The organism is Streptomyces sp. NPDC052107 (genome assembly GCF_040680215.1).
GTDB lineage: Bacteria > Actinomycetota > Actinomycetes > Streptomycetales > Streptomycetaceae > Streptomyces.
In genome coordinates this window covers 213978-229814 of sequence record NZ_JBFAWG010000010.1, presented here as the reverse complement: position 1 = coordinate 229814, position 15837 = coordinate 213978, and the positions used below count along the sequence as shown (strand labels likewise).

The window sequence follows — 15837 nt, the reverse complement described above, 5'->3', positions numbered from 1 at the left end:
GGGTCTACTGGGCCAGTTCGGCCGAGAGGAACAGGGTGATCGCGTCGATCGTCGGGTGGTCCCAGGCCAGGGTGGGCTCCACGACGAGCCCGAACCGGTCCTCCACGTCGCCGCAGAGGTTCAGTGCGTATACGGAGTCGAGCCCCATTTCGGTGAGTTCCGCGCCCTGGTCGAGGTCCGCCGGTGAGCACTCGAGGTAGTAGGCGACCCGTTCGGTCAGCCAGGTGCGGATCACTTCGGGCGAGGCGGCGGACGCAGCGGTGATGTCGGTCATGAGTCAACTTCCTTGGCGGACAGGGCACGTGTGGCGAGCCCGGTACGGAACAGGTCGAAGGTGTGGGAGGCCCGATGTCGTCCGGCGAGCTCCTCGTACAGCGCGTCGACCGCGCTTTCGGGGAGCGGCTGCCGGCTCAGGCCGAGGTGTTCGGCAAGGCGCCGCAGCGCCGCGGTGACCCAGAGCGCATCGGCGAGAAAGGGATCGCCCGGACCGGCTGCCCGCCAGACGCCCAGGCAGGCGGCGGCCGCGAGGAGATGGGCGTACCGCTCCGCCAGCAGGAAGGCGCGCCGGCCGGCCACCGGAGTGCGGTCCCGGGGTGACAGGGCGTCGGCGCGCCGCGTCAGGTCGGCCAGCTCGGCCGTGAACGCGTCGGCGAGTCGGGCGAGTTCGGCGATCTCCGGTCGGTGGGCGGCCTCCCGGTCGAGTTCGTCGGCGAGCGCCGGGAGGTAACCGGCCAGGCTGTCCGCGCCGCGCGTGGAAAGTTCCAGCCGGGTGAAGTCGAGTGCGGGCAGCGGGTCGTGCAGGCGGAACAGCGTCTCGGGGACCGCGGGCGCGGAGGGTACGCGGTCCAGGGCCGGTCGCCAGGCCCGCTCGGCGAGCCGGGGCAGCTGCGGCACGATGTTCGACAGGCACACGGCCCCGCTCGCATGAGCGAGCGCGACGACGGGCAGGTCGCGGGCCGCCTTCTGGAAGCCGGCGTACGGGCCCTCGCGTACGTAGCTGCGCGCGCCCAGCAGCACACCCAGCCGGTAGGAGTTGTCCTGCAGCATTTTCGGCACGAGGTACTTGACGGCCGCCGACCGGACGCTCGCCTCCTCGGGCAGCAGGTGCAGCGACCGGGCGGCGACCATGGACAGCGCGTCGCACGTCAGCAGGTCGACGAAGGCTTCGGTCAGGACGGTGCGGGGCAGGGGCAGTGCACTCACCGGTCCGCCGTACAGCCGCCGCTCCTCCGCGAAGTCGAGGACCGCGCGCAGCTGGCCGTCCCCGACGCCCACGACCATGCCGGGCAGCACGCACCGGGTCACCTGGAAGACCTTCAGCACCGTCTCCATGGCGCCGCCCTCCTGGCCCAGCAGCGCGTCGGCCGGAACGGGGCAGTCGTCGAAGGCGACGCCGCCGAGCAGGCACCCCCGCACACCCGAGGTGGCGTATCGGGCCGAGCGGTCCACGCGGTCGGCGGGCAGCGCGTCGAGGTCCACGAGCAGATGCGAGTGGCTGCGGCTGCCCGGTCGGTCGTCGGTACGGGCGAACAGCACGGCTGCCTCGGCCCGGCCGATGTTGTTGACCAGTTGCTTGCCTCCGTCGAGGAGGTAGCCGTCGGGTGCGGGCCGCGCGGCGAGCGAGACGCGGGCGAAGTCGCTGCCGTGGTCGAGCTCGGTGTAGGCGGCGACGATCCGGCCGCCGCCGCACAGCAGCTCGGCCGCCCTGCGCCGCTGCTCGGCGCTGCCGTCCGCCCAGACGGGCAGCCCCGCGATGAAGCTGGTGACGCCGTGGCCGATGCCCAGGCTGCAGTCGCGCCGGAACAGGCTCCGCATGAGCAGCGAGAAGCGGTCGGCGCGCGCGAAGCGTCCGCCGAGCGCGGCCGGGACGAACTCGGCTCCGAGCCCGAACGCGGCCAGTGCCCGCTCCCCTTCGGGCAGCAGCTCCCCCCGCTCGTCGGCGGCGAGGACCGCCCGCAGACCGAGGGGGTTGTCCGGATCCCCCGGGTCGCCGAGCAGGGCCTCCAGGCGCTGGATGCGCTCCAGGGCGGTGGCGTGGTCCGCCGGGTCCTGTGTCGCGCCGGTGGTCAGCAGGTTCGTCATGCCGCGCCCTTCGCCGAACGGGTGGGGTCGGTCGCCGTGCGGTCGGTGGTCGCCACGCCTTCGGCCAGCGGGCAGTGCAGCAACGAGAACAGCAGTCCCCGGTCGGCCTGCGCGTACAGCGCGGGCGGCAGACGGTCCAGGGCCGGACCGTCGACGTCGTCCAGGTCGGGCACCCGGGTGAGGCGGTGCAGCAGCCGGGCCAGCACGGCGTCCAGCCAGGCGGCGCCCTCCCACAGCGGACCCGTCGCCCGGGTGGTGCCGGCGTTCTCCAGCCACAGGCGCACGCTCGCCGCGCCCGCGTACACCAGGGCGTATCTGCGGGCGGAGGCGAACGCCGCAGCGGGCACGGCACGCGCACGGTGCCGATGGGCGGCCATCTCCTCGTGCACCTCGTCCGCGACGGCCAGCAGGGCCCGGGCACGCTCAGCCACGGAAAGTGGCGCCGTCTCCTCGATCCGGCGCACGGCCTCGGGCAGTGACTGCACCACACCGGAACCGGAGCGGGCGTACAGGGTGAGCCGGCCGTGGTCGAGGGCGGGCGGCGGCCCGTCCAGCCGGGCGGCCGCGGCAACCCCGTCGAGGTCGGCGCGCCGCGCACGCCAGCCACGGTGGAGCACGGGGAACTGGTTGATCAGGGAGTTGAGGTTGACGGCCGTACTGCCGTCGAAAATGCCGACGATACGGTGGTCGCGCTCCAGTTTCTGGAAGGCGCCGTCGGCGAAGTCCGCCTCCAGCATCGCCCGGGCGCCGAGCAGCCCGCGCAACGCGCCGATCACCTCGTCGCCCAGGGTCGGCACCAGATACTTGACCGCGGCCGACACCAGGCTCTGCTCCTCGGTCAGGGTGTGCACGGAGCGGGTCGCGACGAGGCTCACGGCCTCCATGGCCAGCAGGTCGGCATAGCACTCGGCCAGACTGCGCGCCGCGTGCGGGAGTTCGGCGAGCGGGCGCCGGTACAGGAGGTGGGTACGGGCGAAGCCGACGGCGACGCGCAGTGCGTGGTCCGTCATGCCCAGGGACATCGCGGAGCACAGGGTGCGGGTGATCTGGAAGCCCTTGAGTACGGTCTCCAGACCCTCGCCCTCCCGTCCCACCAGGGCGTCTGCGGGTATCTCGGCGCCGGTGAAGGCGATGCCGCTGATGTCCGCGCCGCGCACGCCGTGTGTCGGCACGTGCGGCAGTGCCCGCCAACTTCCCTCGGCGAGGCCGGCCTTGTCGACCAGGAAGAGGCTGAAGCCACGGCTGCCGCCCTCCTGCTTCGTGCGGGCCAGCACGCAGACGAGGTCGGCCCGGGTCGCGTTGTTGATGAGCCACTTCTCGCCGTCGAGCCGCCAGCCACGCTCGGTGCGTTCGGCCCGCAGCCCGCCGGCCAGCAGGTCGCTGCCGTGGGCCTGTTCGGTGAGCGCCAGGGAGACGACCGCGCCCCGGGTGATCCGTCCGGCGAGTTCCTCGGCCTGCTCCGTGCTGCCCGCGACCCAGACGGACACGGCTCCCAGATAGGTCTTGGCGTGGGCGAGGGCGGAGGTGAAGTCGCGCCGGGACAGCATCCTGATCAGCTGCAGCAGCTCCTCGCCGCTGCGCAGTTCGCCGCCGTGCTCGGCGGGCACGAACCAGCGCGGCACGCCCAGCGCGTCCAGTTCCCGGCAGACCACCGCGGGGAACGCCTCCGCCCGGTCGAGTTCCGCGACACGCCGGTAGGAGAACTCCCGGCGTTCGTCGTGCGGGTCGCCCAGGCGCACCTCCAGCTCCCTGGCGAGTGCGAGGGGGTCCCAGTCCGCGCCGGCCGGTGTGGGCGGAACGCTCAGCTGGTGGGCGGGGCGGGAGGGGCCGGCCGGGGCGCGGAAGGCGGCGCGCAGCTCGGCCGACAACTCCTCGTGCAGCGAGGCGAGTTCGCCGGTCTCGAACAGGGTCCTCATCCGGGTGCGCCTGATCTTGCCGCTCGTTGTGCGGCTGATCCGTCCGGGCTTGACGAGGACGACGCCGCCGACCCGGACCCCGAGGCGACGTGCGAGCCCGGCCCGCGCGGTGCGGGCCAGAGCGGTCAGCTCCTCGGCGGAGCGGCCGCGACCGCGCACCTCCTGCACCGCCACGATCTCCTCGGTGGCGCCGGTGTCGGGCCGGCACGCGAAGACGGCGGCGGGCAGTTCGGCGAAGGCCGCGTCGAGGTCGCGCAGTTCGCGCTCGATGTCGTGCGGATACAGGTTCCGCCCGTGCACGATGATCATTTCCTTGAGCCGACCGGTGACGTACAGCTGCCCGGAGCGCAGCGCCCCGAGGTCGCCGGTGCGGAGGAAGGGGCCGTGGCCGTCGGCGGTCGTCGCGCGGAAGGTCTGCTCGGTCTCCTCGGGCCGGTTCCAGTAACCGAGCGCGACGCTGTCGCCGCGGATCCAGATCTCGCCGACCCTCCCCTCGGGCAGCTCGGTCCGGGTCGCGGCGTCCACGACGCGCACGTCGAGGCCGCGCACCACGCCGCTGCCGGCCAGCTCCCGCACCGTGGCCCCGGGCCCGGCCTCGGCCACCTCGTCACGGGCCAGGGCCGCGGCGTCGGCGCGCAGCACCGTCGGCGGCTCGTCGGCCGGGGTTCCCGAGACATAGAGCGTGGCCTCGGCGAGGCCGTAGCCGGGCAGCAGGGACCGCGCCGAGAAGCCGGCGCCCGTGAAGCGCTTGGCGAACCGGTCCAGGGTCGCGGCGTCGACCGGCTCGGCGCCGTTGCACGCGTACGTCCAGCGGGACAGGTCGAGCCCCACGGTCTGCTCCTCGGTGAGGTGCCGCGCGCACAGGTCGTAGGCGAAGTTCGGGGCGCAGCTGATGTCCGCGCCGTACCGGTCGATCAGCCGCAGCCAGGAGACGGGATGCTTGAGGAAGTCGGTGGACGACATGAGCACGGCGGTGCCGCCCAGGTGGAGCGGGGCCAGCATCATCGCGATGAGGCCCATGTCGTGGTAGGCGGGCAGCCAGCTGCACCAGGTCATGTCGCCGTGCCAGCCGTGGCTGTCGCGCATCAGCCGCAGGTTGTGCACGAGCGCGCCGTGCGGCACCATCACGCCCTTCGGGTCGCTTGTGGAGCCGGAGGTGTACTGCAGGAAGCACAACGTGCCTGGTTCCACCTCGTGTTCGGCCCAGGCCTCGGCGTCGCCGGCATGCTCGGCGGTCTCCACGGCGGCCGCGGCCAGGTCCGGCAGCTCCGCACGCCCGGTCTCCAGCCAGCGGGTCACGGCGGGCAGCCCGGACTCGTCGGTCAGCACCAGCCGGGCTCCGGTGTCGGCGGCGATCGCGGTGGTGCGCGACTCCTGCCGCCCGAACCCGCCGGGCAGGGGCACCGGGACCGGGACCGTCCCCGCGTAGAGGCAGGCGAGGAAGGCACGGACGAAGCCGGTGCCGGGGCCGCAGGACACCAGCACCCGTTCGCCGGGCAGTGCCCGCCGCCCGAGCCACTGCGCGGCGGCCCGGGCCCGCTCGTCCAGTTCTCCGTACGTCAGGTGCTCCTCTGCCTCTCCGGCGCTGAAGCGGACTGCGCTGCGCGCGGGTGTCCGTGCGACCCTGCGGCGCAGTGCACTGACGAAGCTTTCGAAGTCGGTCACCCCAACTACTCACCCTCTGCGGCTCGTTGGGCCGCGTTCGCACAGCAGCGGTATGAGCACCAGCGAACCGGCGTCCGCTATGCGGCTCCTATATCTCGCATATGTGGCCCTCTGGTGCTTTGTGCGATCAAAAAGGCCGGCCTTCGTTCCGCGCCCGTGAGTGGGCCGCCGTTCCGTACCCTCGGAGGGAAGTGATGCCGCACGGCGACCCCGGGGCACAGACGCGGTGGGACCGTGAGGCTCAGCCGCATCCGCCCGCGTGCCCGTCGTCGACGGACCGGGTGGGCTCGGTGAGCGGGATCGCCGGGTCGTCCGGGGGCTCCGCGAGAGCGGGGTTCTTCCCGGTGAGTGCCGCGACGAAGGCGGGCAGCCGGTCGACACCCCAGTACTTGTCGTAGTGGTCGACGAAGAAGGGCACACCGAAGACACCGTCGCGCTGTATCTCCAGCAGGATCCGCACCCCCTCCGCACGCAGCCCCGGGTCGTCGGAGGCGGCGGCCAGCTCCTCGGGATCCAGGCCCAGTTCGGCACCGAAGCCGGCGACCACCGACCGGTCGCAGACGTCCTGCCCGAGTTCCCAGCGGGCCCGGGCGGCGAGCGCGATGTACTCGGGCCCCCTGCCGTGCCGTGCCGCCGCCAGGTACCCGAGGTGCGGCACCTCCCACACGGGATCCCGGTCCACCGGCCAGCTGAACGCCAGCCCCCGCTCGGCGGCCAGCCGCCGCACGTCCTGGAGGATGTAACGGTGCTTCTCCGGGGACATGGGGGTGTAGGGGAAGGAGCCACCGGCTTCCGCCAGTAGCTTCCGGCTCAGCTCGTCCGGCTCGAAGAACGGCACCCACTCCAGGGCCGTGGCGGTGCGCGGGTGCCGCTGGAGGAGGTCGCGGTAGGCGAGCCAGGAGTACGGGCTGCGCAGCGAGAAGTAGAAGCGCGGGGGACGCCTGGCGCGGCGGCCCCCGCGGGCCGCGGCGCTCACAGGGCGATACCGCCGTCCACCTGGAAGACCTGCCCCGTGATGTACGACGCCTCGGGCGAGACCAGGAAGGCGACGAGCGAGGCGACGTCCTCGGCGCTGCCGAAGCGCTTGAGCGGAATGCGGCCCAGCATCTCCTTGGCCGTCTTCGGCGGCAGCGCCGACGTCATGTCGGTCTCGATGAAGCCGGGTGCCACCGCGTTGGCTCGGATCCCGTGCCGCCCGGCCTCCTTCGCGAAGGAGCGGGTGAAACCGATGATCCCGGCCTTCGACGCCGAGTAGTTGGTCTGGCCCGCGTTGCCGGCCACTCCGGCGACGGAGGAGAGGGTGACCACGGTGCCGCCGCCCCGTCTGATCATCGGGAAGGCCACCGATCGGCACAGGTTGTAGGTGCCGTCCAGGTTGGTGCGCACCACGGCGTCCCAGTCCTCGTCCGGCATCAGGGCCAGCGGGCTGTCCCGGGTGATGCCGGCCGAGGTGACCGCGGCCGACGGCGGGCCGAGTTCGTCCTCGGCCGCGGCGACGAAGTCCCGTACCTGGGTGCGGTCGGCCACGTCCACGCGCCGGGAGAGCACACGACGCCCCAGCTCCCGCACCGCCTTCTCCACCAGGGTCGCCGCCTGCTCGTCGGAGCGGTAGCAGAAACCGATGTCGTAGCCGTCCCTGGCCAGGCGTTCGACGACCGCGCGGCCGATGCCGCGCGACCCCCCGGTGACCAGTGCGACCTTGTCACTCTGTGCGGACATTGCGTCATCTCCTCACACGTTCAGCACGGTGCGTTCGGCGGCCGGGCGCAGGTCACCCACATCGCGCAGCGCCACCACGAACGTGCCGACCCGCAGCACCTCGCGGCCGCCGGCGTACGTCGCGCCCGCGAGGATCGCCGTCTCGTCGACGGCCTTCACCAGGCGCACCCGGTGCTCCAGGACGTCACCCGGGTAGGCGCGCACGCCCACGGTCACGTCGTTGATGGACCCCGCCAGCTCGACCTTCCCGGCCAGCACGTCCGGGTTGGGCGCCTCCCACACCGACAGCAGCACCGCGGACTGGGCCCACGACTCGATGACGAGGGAGGTCGGATAGGCGTAGTCGGCCGGAGCGGCGTCCTGGCCGAGCCGGGCGTAGCAGGGCTCGTTGCCGGAGACGGCCTTGATCGCGGTCAGGCTCTCGCCCGGCGCCACCCGTGTGACCCGGTCGACGAGGAGAATCTGCCCCCGGTGCGGGATGGTGTTCTTGATCCGGTCGATGCCGTACCCGGTCACTGCGTGCCCTCTTCCTGGTCACGGCCGTGCCCGACGCGATAGCGCAGGCGGATGTCCGCGACCTTGCCCCGGTTGGTGGCCACGGCCGCCTTGAAGAGCAGCCCGGCCGCGCTGTCGGCGACGGACACGTCGGCCAGCACCCGGTCGCCCGGGAAGACGGGCCGGTGGAAACGGCAGCGCTCCATGGCGACGAGTTCGACGTCGCCGCCGTCCGCTGCGTCGGCCGCAGGCACGTTGGTCCTGGCCCACTGGCGCACCGTGCGGTCGGCGGCCTCGATGAGGAACACACCGGGCAGCACCGGAAAGCCCGGGTAGTGACCGGCGAGGACGGGGTCGTCGTCCATCGGGGCCTCGAAGACGGTGGCCGCGCCCTCGGCGTTGCTGCGCATCAACTCCAGTTCGCCCAGCGGCGAGGCGGCGCTCAACGGGACTCCCGCAGCTTGTGGTCGAGCAGTTCGTAGGTGCCCTGGAGGGAGGTGATGGAGGCCAGCTCGGTCTCGGCGAGCCGCACCCCGTACTCCTTCTCCAACCGCACCGTGATCTCCAGCGCCATCAGGGAGTCGACGTCGAGGTCCTCCATGAAGTGGGCCTCGTCGGTGACCTCGGCCACGTCCAGGTCGAGGACTTCGGCCACCAGGTCACGCAGTTGCTCCTTGTCCAGCCCGGATGTGGTGGTGTCGGCCATGGTGTGCACGCGTCCTTTCGGGTAATGGGTGTACGAGTACGAGCGGTGCGTCACCGGATGGCGGTGCGCAGGACGACGGCGCCGGTCTGGCCGTCCGGGTCGACGGAGGTGACGAGCACCGGCCGATCCGCCTCTGCTGTCAGGGCCGCGGCGAGCTGGAGCGAGGCGGAGGCCGCGCCGCAGTCGCCGGTCAGCCGGCGGAGCCGCAGCCGGGGCGGCCGGTCTTCGCCGAAGATGCGCGCGAGCGCCGTGTCCTCACGGGCGCCCAGCGGCCCGCCGCTGTCGGAAGGCACCAGCAGTTCGACCTCCTCGGGGCGCACGTCGGCCTCCTTGAGGGCCTCGGTGACGGCCCGGGCGACGGCCTCTCCGGCCCGCTCGGGGTCGGTGAAGGCGATGAACCGGGCACCGGCCGGCGCGGCGTGGGCGGTCCGGCCGTGGGCGCGGGCCCTGGAGAGGGGTTCGAGCAGGAAGAGCGCGCAGCTCTCACCGAGCGGTCCGGCGGGCTGCCGGTGCGGCCCGCCGGTGCGGGCGCGGTACTCCAGCCAGGCACGCTCGGTCGAGAACTCTTCCACGGCGCCGCACAGCACGGCCTCGCAGTGCCGCTGACGCAACAGCCGGGCCGCGTAGTTGAGGGCGAGCAAACCGGTCAACGCGCCGCCGGCCACGGTGGTGTTGGGCCCGCGCAGCGTGTGCCAGATGGCGCTCTGGCCCGCGGCCCGGTTCATCACCGTGTTCGGGAACAGCGCCGGGTCGACGTGGAAGGGCTTCTCGCCGGTCAGTGAGTCCCGGGTGAAGTCCATGATGCTCTGCACGCTGCCGTGCCCGGTGCCCAGCACCATGCCCACCGCTTCCGGGTGGTCCTGGGCGAGGCCCGGTCCGGCCTGCTCCAGGAGCATTCCGGCGGTCGCGACGGCGAGCGCGGTGGCGCGGTCCATGGCCCGGGTTCCCTTGCGGCCCAGCACGGTCCGTGCGTCGAAGTCCGGTATGCGGCCCGCGCGTTCGTACGGGCCGAGGTCCGCCGCGCCATCGCCGGGGCGGACCGCCTCGCGGTTGCCCCGCACGCCTTCGGTGAAGGCCTCGGCGCCGAGCCCGTACGGCGACGCCACGGACCAGCCGGATACGACCAAGGGGTCCGGGTCCGCCCCGGTGGCAAGACTGACACTCATCGCTGTCTGCTCCTGAAGGTGGAAGTCGTGAAGGGAACGGCGGCGGATTCAGCCCCAGGCGCCGGCGGCGGCGTGCAGCTCCGCCCCGTCGACGCCGATGGTGTTGCCGGTCAGCCACGAGGACTCGGTCCGGGAGAGCAGTGCGACGGCGTCCGCGACGTCCTCGGGGCGCGTCAGACGGCCGTGCGGGTTGTTCTCGGCGGCGCGCTCGAGGTAGCCGGCGTGTTCCGGAATGCGGCGCAGGGCGGGGGTGTCGGTGGTGCCCGCGCGCAGGGCGTTCACCGCGATGCCGCTGGTCGCCAGCTCACACGCCAACTGGCGGACATGGGACTCCAGGGCGCTCTTGGCCGCGGAGACCGCGCCGTAGCTGGGCAGGTGCTGCGAGGTGCCGGCGCTGGTCATCGCGTACACCTTCGAGCCGGGGCGCAGCAGACCGGCGGCGCGCAGATCCTGCGTCCAGTACACGAGGCTGTTGGCCATGACGTCGAGGGTCATCTCCAGCTGCCGCGCGGTGAGCTGCTTCTCCCAGCCCTCGCGCGGCAGGAAGGGCACCAGGGTGCCGAAGGCGAGCGAGTGGACCAGGATGCGGATGCCGCCGCCGGAACCGGTCAGTTCGGCGAGCTCGGGGACGAGCCGTTCGCGGGTGGCACGCGCGGCTGCGTTGGCGTTGAAGAAGTGTGCTTCGACGCCCCGCCCACGCAGGTCGGTGACGAGTGCCTCGACCTCCTCGGCGCGAGCCGCCGTGTCGAAGTGCACGCCGGCGATGTTGACGCCCTCGTCGGCGAGCCCGAGGGCGATGGCCCGGCCGATACCGCTGGAGGCCCCGAGGATCAGGCACCAGCTCTCCTCAAGCGGTTTCAGCATGCTGTGACTCCTGTGTGTGGTGAGGCGACAGGGGGCGGACGCGAACCAGGGCGACATGACCGGCGCCGGTTGCGCAGACCACGAGACGGGCGTCGCCCTCCCGCGCGGTGACGGCCTGGGCGACGGCCAGGGCGGGGCCCAGACAGCCGGTCCGCCTCGGCGGGAGCGGCAGGCCGGATCCGGCGGGGTCGTCGGCGGCGAACGGCTCCGGCGGGCGTACCGGGACGCCACTGAGCACCGCCGCCACCGCTTCGGAGACCGGGGAGGAGTCCAGGTCCAGGTGAACGGTCACGGGCGGGTCCGCCGGCCCGGCCAGGGGGGCGAGCGCTCCGGCGAGGGCACGGTGGGCGCGGGCCCGCCCCGCGGCGCCGCCCAGCGCCGCGGGCGGCACGAACAGCGAGCGGGTCCGCAGGGTGGCGCGGACCATGGCGCCCCGGGTCCGGGCCGCCGCGGCAGACTCCAGGGTGAACGCCACGGCGCCCTGTTCGCCCCCGCCTCCCCGGGTGGCCGGAACGGGCTCCTCGACCGCGGCCATCACCAGCGTGTCGCACCGGCCCGACGCCAGCGCGAGGGCGCCGGCGGGCAGAGCGTCCACCGCGGCCGTACGGGCGGTGGCGACGGTCAGGGCGAAGCCGTTCAGCGAGAGCTCGGCGGCCAGCCGGTTGCCCAGGACGTTGACCGCGAAGTAGGGGGCCGAGGCCGGGGAGATACCGGCCGCCCCCTCGCCCACGACGGTCGTGTCCATGCTGTCGAACAGGCCGGCGAGACCGCCGTTGGTGGCGAGCAGGAGGCCGCGCCGGTCTGCTGGGTACGCGTCGGGACGTCCTCCGTCCGCCAGTGCCGCACGGCCCGCGGCGAGGACGTACTGGGCAGCCGGGGGAAGGTACTTGTAGCCGCGGGGACCGAGTCGCTCGCGGTGGTCGAACCACATGCCGGCCGGAGACGGTACGGCCGCGGCCGTCCGCGGGTCGTCGCCCCACGGGGAGACGACGCCCACGCCGGTGACGGCGAGTTCGGCCGGAACCGGACACCGGGCGTTCACCGCGGTTCACCCCCGTCGTCCGGCCCTGGCCCGCCGGCCATCACCAGTGAGGCGTTGTTCCCGCCGAACCCGTACGCGCTGACCAGCACCCGGCGGGCCGTCGCGGGCAGCGGCACCGGCGCGCCCTGCGGCAGCAGCACCTCGCACTCCGGGTCCTGCTCCTTGAGCGGCACGTTCGGCGGGATGACGCCGTGCCGCAGGATCAGTGCCGCCGCGACCGCGCCGAGCGCGGCGGACGCGCCGCCCGAGTGGCCGAGCAGCGCCTTGAGGCTGTACAGCGGCAGGTGCGCAGCGCGCTCCCCGAAGACCCGGTGCAGGGCGCGGCTCTCCAGGACGTCGTTGAGCCGGGTTCCGGTGCCGTGCGGGATGACGCAGCCCACTTCGTGTGCCGCCTCGCCCACGGCCTCGCGCATGGCCCGCACGATCTGCTCGCCGTCGGCCCGGGGGGCGGTCGGATGGTCCGCGTCGCAGCTCCATGCGGCGGCTTCGAGCCTCAGCACCCCGCGGGAGGACAGCGGGGCCGATGTCCCCCGTGCCCGGGCGTGCGCGGCCGACTCCACGACGAGGACGCCCGCGCCCTCGGCGAACACGGTGCCGCCGCGGTCGCTCTCGAAGGGCCGGCAGCGCTCGGGGTCGACGGCACCGAGTCGGTTGAAGCAGCCGAGCGCCACCCGTGAGTAGGCGTCCGACCCGCCGGCGATCACGATGTCCGCCTCGCCCGCCCGCACCAGGTCCGCCGCGACGCCCAGGGCGTAGCCGCCCGCCGCGCAGGCGTTGGCGACATCGTGGACCGTGCCGAACAGCCCCAGTTCACCGGCGAGCGCCGTCGCGAGGCGGAACGGCGGCAGCCATCTCTCGGCCCCCCGCCCGCGCTCGTTGGGCCCGGGCTCGCCCATGCAGCTGCCGAGGACCACGGCCGTACGGGCGGCGGCCAGGGCCGCGGCGTCGAGTCCGGCGTCGGCCAGCGCCTCGGCGGCGGCGAGCGAGGCGAACCGGGTCGCCCGCTCGGCCGCCAGGTCGAAGTCGGGCACCAGGCTGATCAGCGGCAGGTCCATGCGGGCGAGCGGGTCCGCCGGCCGGTCGGGCAGGCGGGTACCGGCCGCCGTCATGGCCTGCCACAGCAGGTCCGCGCCGGCACCGTGGCAGGTGACGGCGCCGACCCCGGTGACCACGACCTCGACCTCGTGGTTCATGCCGTCCGGCCCTCCAGGGCCGCGTTCATCCGGTCGTCGAAGGGCACCAGGGACCAGTCGCGGCGGTTCTCGATCACCGCGTAGCCGTGGGTGATCCGGCCGGTCGCGGTCTGCACGAGCTGTCCGTCGCGCACCACGTAGGTGTCCATGCGCGAGTCGTACGTGAAGCCCTTGAAGACGCTCTCGACGGTGAGGACGACATAGAGGTCCTCCTCCATGCGCGCCTCGTCGAGGACGGTGATGCGCGAGTGCGGCACGACCGGGATCCAGTTCTGCTCGTCCAGCAGCGTCTTGATGGACACGCCGCGGTCGGCGACCAGGCGGTCCTTGGCCTCCTCCATCAGGCGCAGGTAGCCGGACATCTGCTGGCGCTCGGTGAAGTGGCAGTACCAGTACGGGATCCGGAACTTCCACGCGTAGGCGTTGCGCCCGGCCGTCAGTTCCTTGACCAGGTCGTCGGCGGCGAGGTCCACCTCGACGGGCTCCGGGGTCCAGCCGGGCTCCGCCGCGAGCCGGTCGACCGTGAACGGCGCGAGCGCGGCCGGCACGGGCTCCGCGCCGCCGCCCCGCGGGTCGAGGCGCAGCTGCACCCTCACGGTCGAGGTGACGGCCTTGAGCAGGGTCTCGCGCCGCACGTGCAGCGTGACGGCGAAGACCAGTTCGCCGTCCTTGGCCCTGCGGTGCGGCCTCACCTCGGCGACGGCCGTGTCGTCGATGTGGAAGGCGTGCAGGATGCGGGTGTCGATGTCGACGATGTCGGTGCACAGGCCGTACACCTCGTAGATGGTTCCCGGGGCGATGCCGGCCTGCCTCAGGTGGTTCAGGACGGCTTCCTCGACGAGGTAGTTGACATGCTTGAACCCGATCCAGGTGCAGATGTTGGAGCCCTCGTAGCGGGGGCGGATCTCCAGCCGGCTGGGTTTCTTCAGGGCGAGAACCGAGGCGGCGAGGTCAGCGGTGTGGGTGGTCACGTCGACTCCGGTGCGTAGAGGTGGAGTTGCGGAAAGGTGGAGGAGCGGGAGGCGAAAGGGTCAGGAGGCGACGCGGGTGGTGGGCGCCGTGCCGCCCGCGAGGCCGGGAAAGACCTCGCTCAGCAGCCTGTGCACCGCGTCCGCGAAGCGCTGCGGCTGTTCGGCCATGGCGAAGTGGCCGCAGTCTCCGAAGAGTTGGAACCTCCCGTCGGGCAGGGCGGCGGCCAGCGCCCTGGCGTCGTCCGGCGGGGCGGCGAAGTCGTCCACACCGGCCACCACGAGCACCGGCAGGCGCAGCGCATCGACGTCGAGCCAGGGACTGCGCAGATACGCGCCGAAGAACTGCTGCCAGCCGTACGGCCCGATCCGGTCCCGCACCCGCTGTGCCATCGCGCTGCGCAGGTCGGGCCGGATGCGGTCCCCCGCACTGATTCTCAGCCCCTCCTCGAGGATGCGGTGGAAGCCGCCGAGGTAGTACAGGGCGTCGTCCCAGGTGAAGTGTTCGGGGCTGCGCCGGTGGAAGGGGGCGACCACCACCGCGGCCCGTGGCCCACGGCCGGTTCCCCGGCGCGCGAGCGCCTCCAGGGTCGGCCCCGCGGTGAAGGAGTGCACGACGACCGCGTCCACTCCCCCGGGCACCCCGTCCAGGGCGTGCTCCACGTGGTCCGCCGGGTCGTCTCCCCGGCTCCACTCAGGATCACCCTCGGCCCCCCAGGGCAGCACGGCCTCCCAGATCTCGACGCCGTCCGGCGCCAGGCGGTCGTATGCCCGCCACACGGACGTACTGCCGGCCAGCCCGTGCAGGAGCAGCACCCGTACCGGCCGGCCGGCGGCCCGGGGCGCGCGCCGTCGGCGGACCACGGCGACACGGTGTCCACCCCGCCCCAGCAGCCCACCGGGGCCGGTCGCGGCGCCCGATCCGCCGGAGCCGGCCGGGCCGGCCCCGGCATCCCCGCCCGCCGAGTTCCGCGTCCTCATCGGGCGGTGCCCGCGAGCCGGGGCGCGACGGCGTCCGGCACGGTCAGGATCAGCGCCGCGCTCGCGTCGTCCCCGCCTGCGTCACCGGTGCCCGCGCTGACGAGCACCACGTCGTCGTCCGCTCCGCTGCGGCCCTCCAGCCAAACGGCCGCCGCCGCGCACTGCAGCACGCCGAGCGCGCCGGACGACGCACCGTGGAGCGCGGACAGGTCGTGCACCGGGACGCTGCCCGCTCCCGCGCCGAGGCCCGGCGCGGGGGCTCGCATCCCTTCGGGGTGCTCGGGTACGCACCACAGCCCCACCCGGCCCGGACGCAGGTCCCGCACCTCGGCGACCGCGTCGGCGTGGCCGCCCCGGCGGGCGTACGGGCCGATGGCGGCCAGCGGGCGCACCCCCCGGGCCTCGGCCGAGGCGGCCGACTCGGCCACGAGCGCCACCGATCCGTCGAACAGGTCGGGGGCATCACTCAGGTCGTCCGGGGCCGCTTCGGGCACCCCCGTGACATGGCGTACAGCCGGATTGTCGGGCTCGACCCCGAGGACGAGCATCCGCTCGACCCGGCCCGAAGCGATCAGCAGCCGGGCCCAGTTCACGGCGTCGAGTCCGGAGGTCGGCCCGTTGCACAGAGTCAGATTGGCACCGCGCAACCCGTGTGTGATGGCGACCCAGGAGGCGACGACATTGCTGGATGTGGCGGGCAGCATCATGGGGCTGGTCGCCAGGTAGCCGGACTCGGCGATGGTCCGCACGGTCTCGCAGACCGTGTCGACGTTGCCGTAGTTGGTGCTCGCGGTCACGCCGACGCTCTCGCCCGGGACCGTCAGGCCGCCCGTCTCGTCGGTGAGTCCGGCGGCGCGCAGGGCGTCCCGAGCCGCCACCATGGCGAGCTTCGTGGCCCGGTCCTTGTAACGCAGACCGCGCCCGGTGAGCCGGGAGACCGGGTCCACCGCCTGGCGGTGGTCCGCGGGCAGCGGCCCGAGCAGGCCCTCCGGTCCTGGCACCCCGCGAACGGCGGTGCCCAGTCCTGTGATCACGGCAGG

Annotated in this window: 15 protein-coding genes; all 15 read right to left on the bottom strand. The window is 73.4% G+C overall.

All coding sequences use genetic code 11. The annotated features are described in order from the left end of the window. Positions 1-4: 4 nt before the first annotated feature. Positions 5-274 (bottom strand): acyl carrier protein, encoded by a 270-nt coding sequence (locus AB0M27_RS14600; protein ID WP_365721496.1) that lies wholly within the window; start codon positions 272-274, stop codon positions 5-7. After that, positions 271-2082 (bottom strand): acyl-CoA dehydrogenase family protein, encoded by a 1812-nt coding sequence (locus AB0M27_RS14595; RefSeq protein WP_365721494.1) that lies wholly within the window; start codon positions 2080-2082, stop codon positions 271-273. Before AB0M27_RS14595 ends, AB0M27_RS14600 begins: the two co-directional genes overlap by 4 nt. Then, a complete protein-coding gene (locus tag AB0M27_RS14590) occupies positions 2079-5663 on the bottom strand; it encodes an AMP-binding protein (protein WP_365721492.1) in 3585 nt (1194 codons plus the stop codon). Before AB0M27_RS14590 ends, AB0M27_RS14595 begins: the two co-directional genes overlap by 4 nt. 241 nt (positions 5664-5904) lie before the next feature. Continuing rightward, positions 5905-6639 carry a 2-hydroxychromene-2-carboxylate isomerase gene (locus tag AB0M27_RS14585; protein WP_365721490.1) on the bottom strand — a complete coding sequence of 245 codons (735 nt, stop codon included), beginning with the start codon at positions 6637-6639 and terminating at the stop codon, positions 5905-5907. Further along, entirely contained in the window at positions 6636-7382 is a 747-nt protein-coding gene (gene fabG / locus AB0M27_RS14580) for a 3-oxoacyl-[acyl-carrier-protein] reductase (RefSeq protein ID WP_365721488.1), read from the bottom strand. Before fabG ends, AB0M27_RS14585 begins: the two co-directional genes overlap by 4 nt. A 12-nt stretch (positions 7383-7394) precedes the next feature. After that, positions 7395-7898 (bottom strand): 3-hydroxyacyl-ACP dehydratase, encoded by a 504-nt coding sequence (locus AB0M27_RS14575; RefSeq protein ID WP_365721486.1) that lies wholly within the window; start codon positions 7896-7898, stop codon positions 7395-7397. Further along, on the bottom strand, positions 7895-8323 hold the full coding sequence (locus tag AB0M27_RS14570) for a hypothetical protein (RefSeq protein WP_365721484.1): 429 nt from the start codon (positions 8321-8323) through the stop codon (positions 7895-7897). Before AB0M27_RS14570 ends, AB0M27_RS14575 begins: the two co-directional genes overlap by 4 nt. Continuing rightward, complete coding sequence (locus tag AB0M27_RS14565; RefSeq protein ID WP_365721482.1) at positions 8320-8583, bottom strand: acyl carrier protein; 264 nt, start codon at positions 8581-8583, stop codon at positions 8320-8322. Before AB0M27_RS14565 ends, AB0M27_RS14570 begins: the two co-directional genes overlap by 4 nt. Positions 8584-8633: 50 nt before the next feature. Beyond that, a complete protein-coding gene (locus AB0M27_RS14560; RefSeq protein WP_365721480.1) occupies positions 8634-9749 on the bottom strand; it encodes a beta-ketoacyl synthase N-terminal-like domain-containing protein in 1116 nt (371 codons plus the stop codon). A 48-nt stretch (positions 9750-9797) separates the two neighbouring features. Then, complete coding sequence (locus AB0M27_RS14555) at positions 9798-10613, bottom strand: SDR family oxidoreductase (RefSeq protein WP_365721478.1); 816 nt, start codon at positions 10611-10613, stop codon at positions 9798-9800. Next, positions 10597-11655 carry a beta-ketoacyl synthase N-terminal-like domain-containing protein gene (locus tag AB0M27_RS14550; RefSeq protein WP_365721476.1) on the bottom strand — a complete coding sequence of 353 codons (1059 nt, stop codon included), beginning with the start codon at positions 11653-11655 and terminating at the stop codon, positions 10597-10599. The genes AB0M27_RS14555 and AB0M27_RS14550 overlap by 17 nt, the downstream gene beginning before the upstream one ends. After that, positions 11652-12848 (bottom strand): beta-ketoacyl synthase N-terminal-like domain-containing protein, encoded by a 1197-nt coding sequence (locus tag AB0M27_RS14545; protein ID WP_365721474.1) that lies wholly within the window; start codon positions 12846-12848, stop codon positions 11652-11654. The genes AB0M27_RS14550 and AB0M27_RS14545 overlap by 4 nt, the downstream gene beginning before the upstream one ends. Further along, positions 12845-13819: a thioesterase family protein gene (locus AB0M27_RS14540; RefSeq protein ID WP_365721472.1), complete on the bottom strand. Its 975-nt coding sequence runs from the start codon at positions 13817-13819 to the stop codon at positions 12845-12847. The genes AB0M27_RS14545 and AB0M27_RS14540 overlap by 4 nt, the downstream gene beginning before the upstream one ends. A 60-nt stretch (positions 13820-13879) precedes the next feature. Next, the gene (locus AB0M27_RS14535; RefSeq protein WP_365721470.1) at positions 13880-14680 is read right to left on the bottom strand and encodes an alpha/beta hydrolase; all 801 of its coding nucleotides are present in this window, start codon (positions 14678-14680) and stop codon (positions 13880-13882) included. A 113-nt stretch (positions 14681-14793) separates the two neighbouring features. Further along, positions 14794-15831, bottom strand: coding sequence for a beta-ketoacyl synthase N-terminal-like domain-containing protein (locus AB0M27_RS14530; protein WP_365721468.1), 1038 nt, complete (start codon positions 15829-15831; stop codon positions 14794-14796). Positions 15832-15837 lie beyond the last annotated feature (6 nt).

What these genes read in the sequence shown, in the direction of transcription:
- AB0M27_RS14600 (WP_365721496.1), bottom strand. Translation starts at nt 274, where the DNA reads ATGACCGACATCACCGCTGCGTCCGCCGCCTCGCCCGAAGTGATCCGC.
- AB0M27_RS14555 (WP_365721478.1), bottom strand. Translation starts at nt 10,613, where the DNA reads ATGCTGAAACCGCTTGAGGAGAGCTGGTGCCTGATCCTCGGGGCCTCC.
- AB0M27_RS14545 (WP_365721474.1), bottom strand. Translation starts at nt 12,848, where the DNA reads ATGAACCACGAGGTCGAGGTCGTGGTCACCGGGGTCGGCGCCGTCACC.
- fabG (WP_365721488.1), bottom strand. Translation starts at nt 7,382, where the DNA reads ATGTCCGCACAGAGTGACAAGGTCGCACTGGTCACCGGGGGGTCGCGC.
- AB0M27_RS14565 (WP_365721482.1), bottom strand. Translation starts at nt 8,583, where the DNA reads ATGGCCGACACCACCACATCCGGGCTGGACAAGGAGCAACTGCGTGAC.
- AB0M27_RS14560 (WP_365721480.1), bottom strand. Translation starts at nt 9,749, where the DNA reads ATGAGTGTCAGTCTTGCCACCGGGGCGGACCCGGACCCCTTGGTCGTA.
- AB0M27_RS14595 (WP_365721494.1), bottom strand. Translation starts at nt 2,082, where the DNA reads ATGACGAACCTGCTGACCACCGGCGCGACACAGGACCCGGCGGACCAC.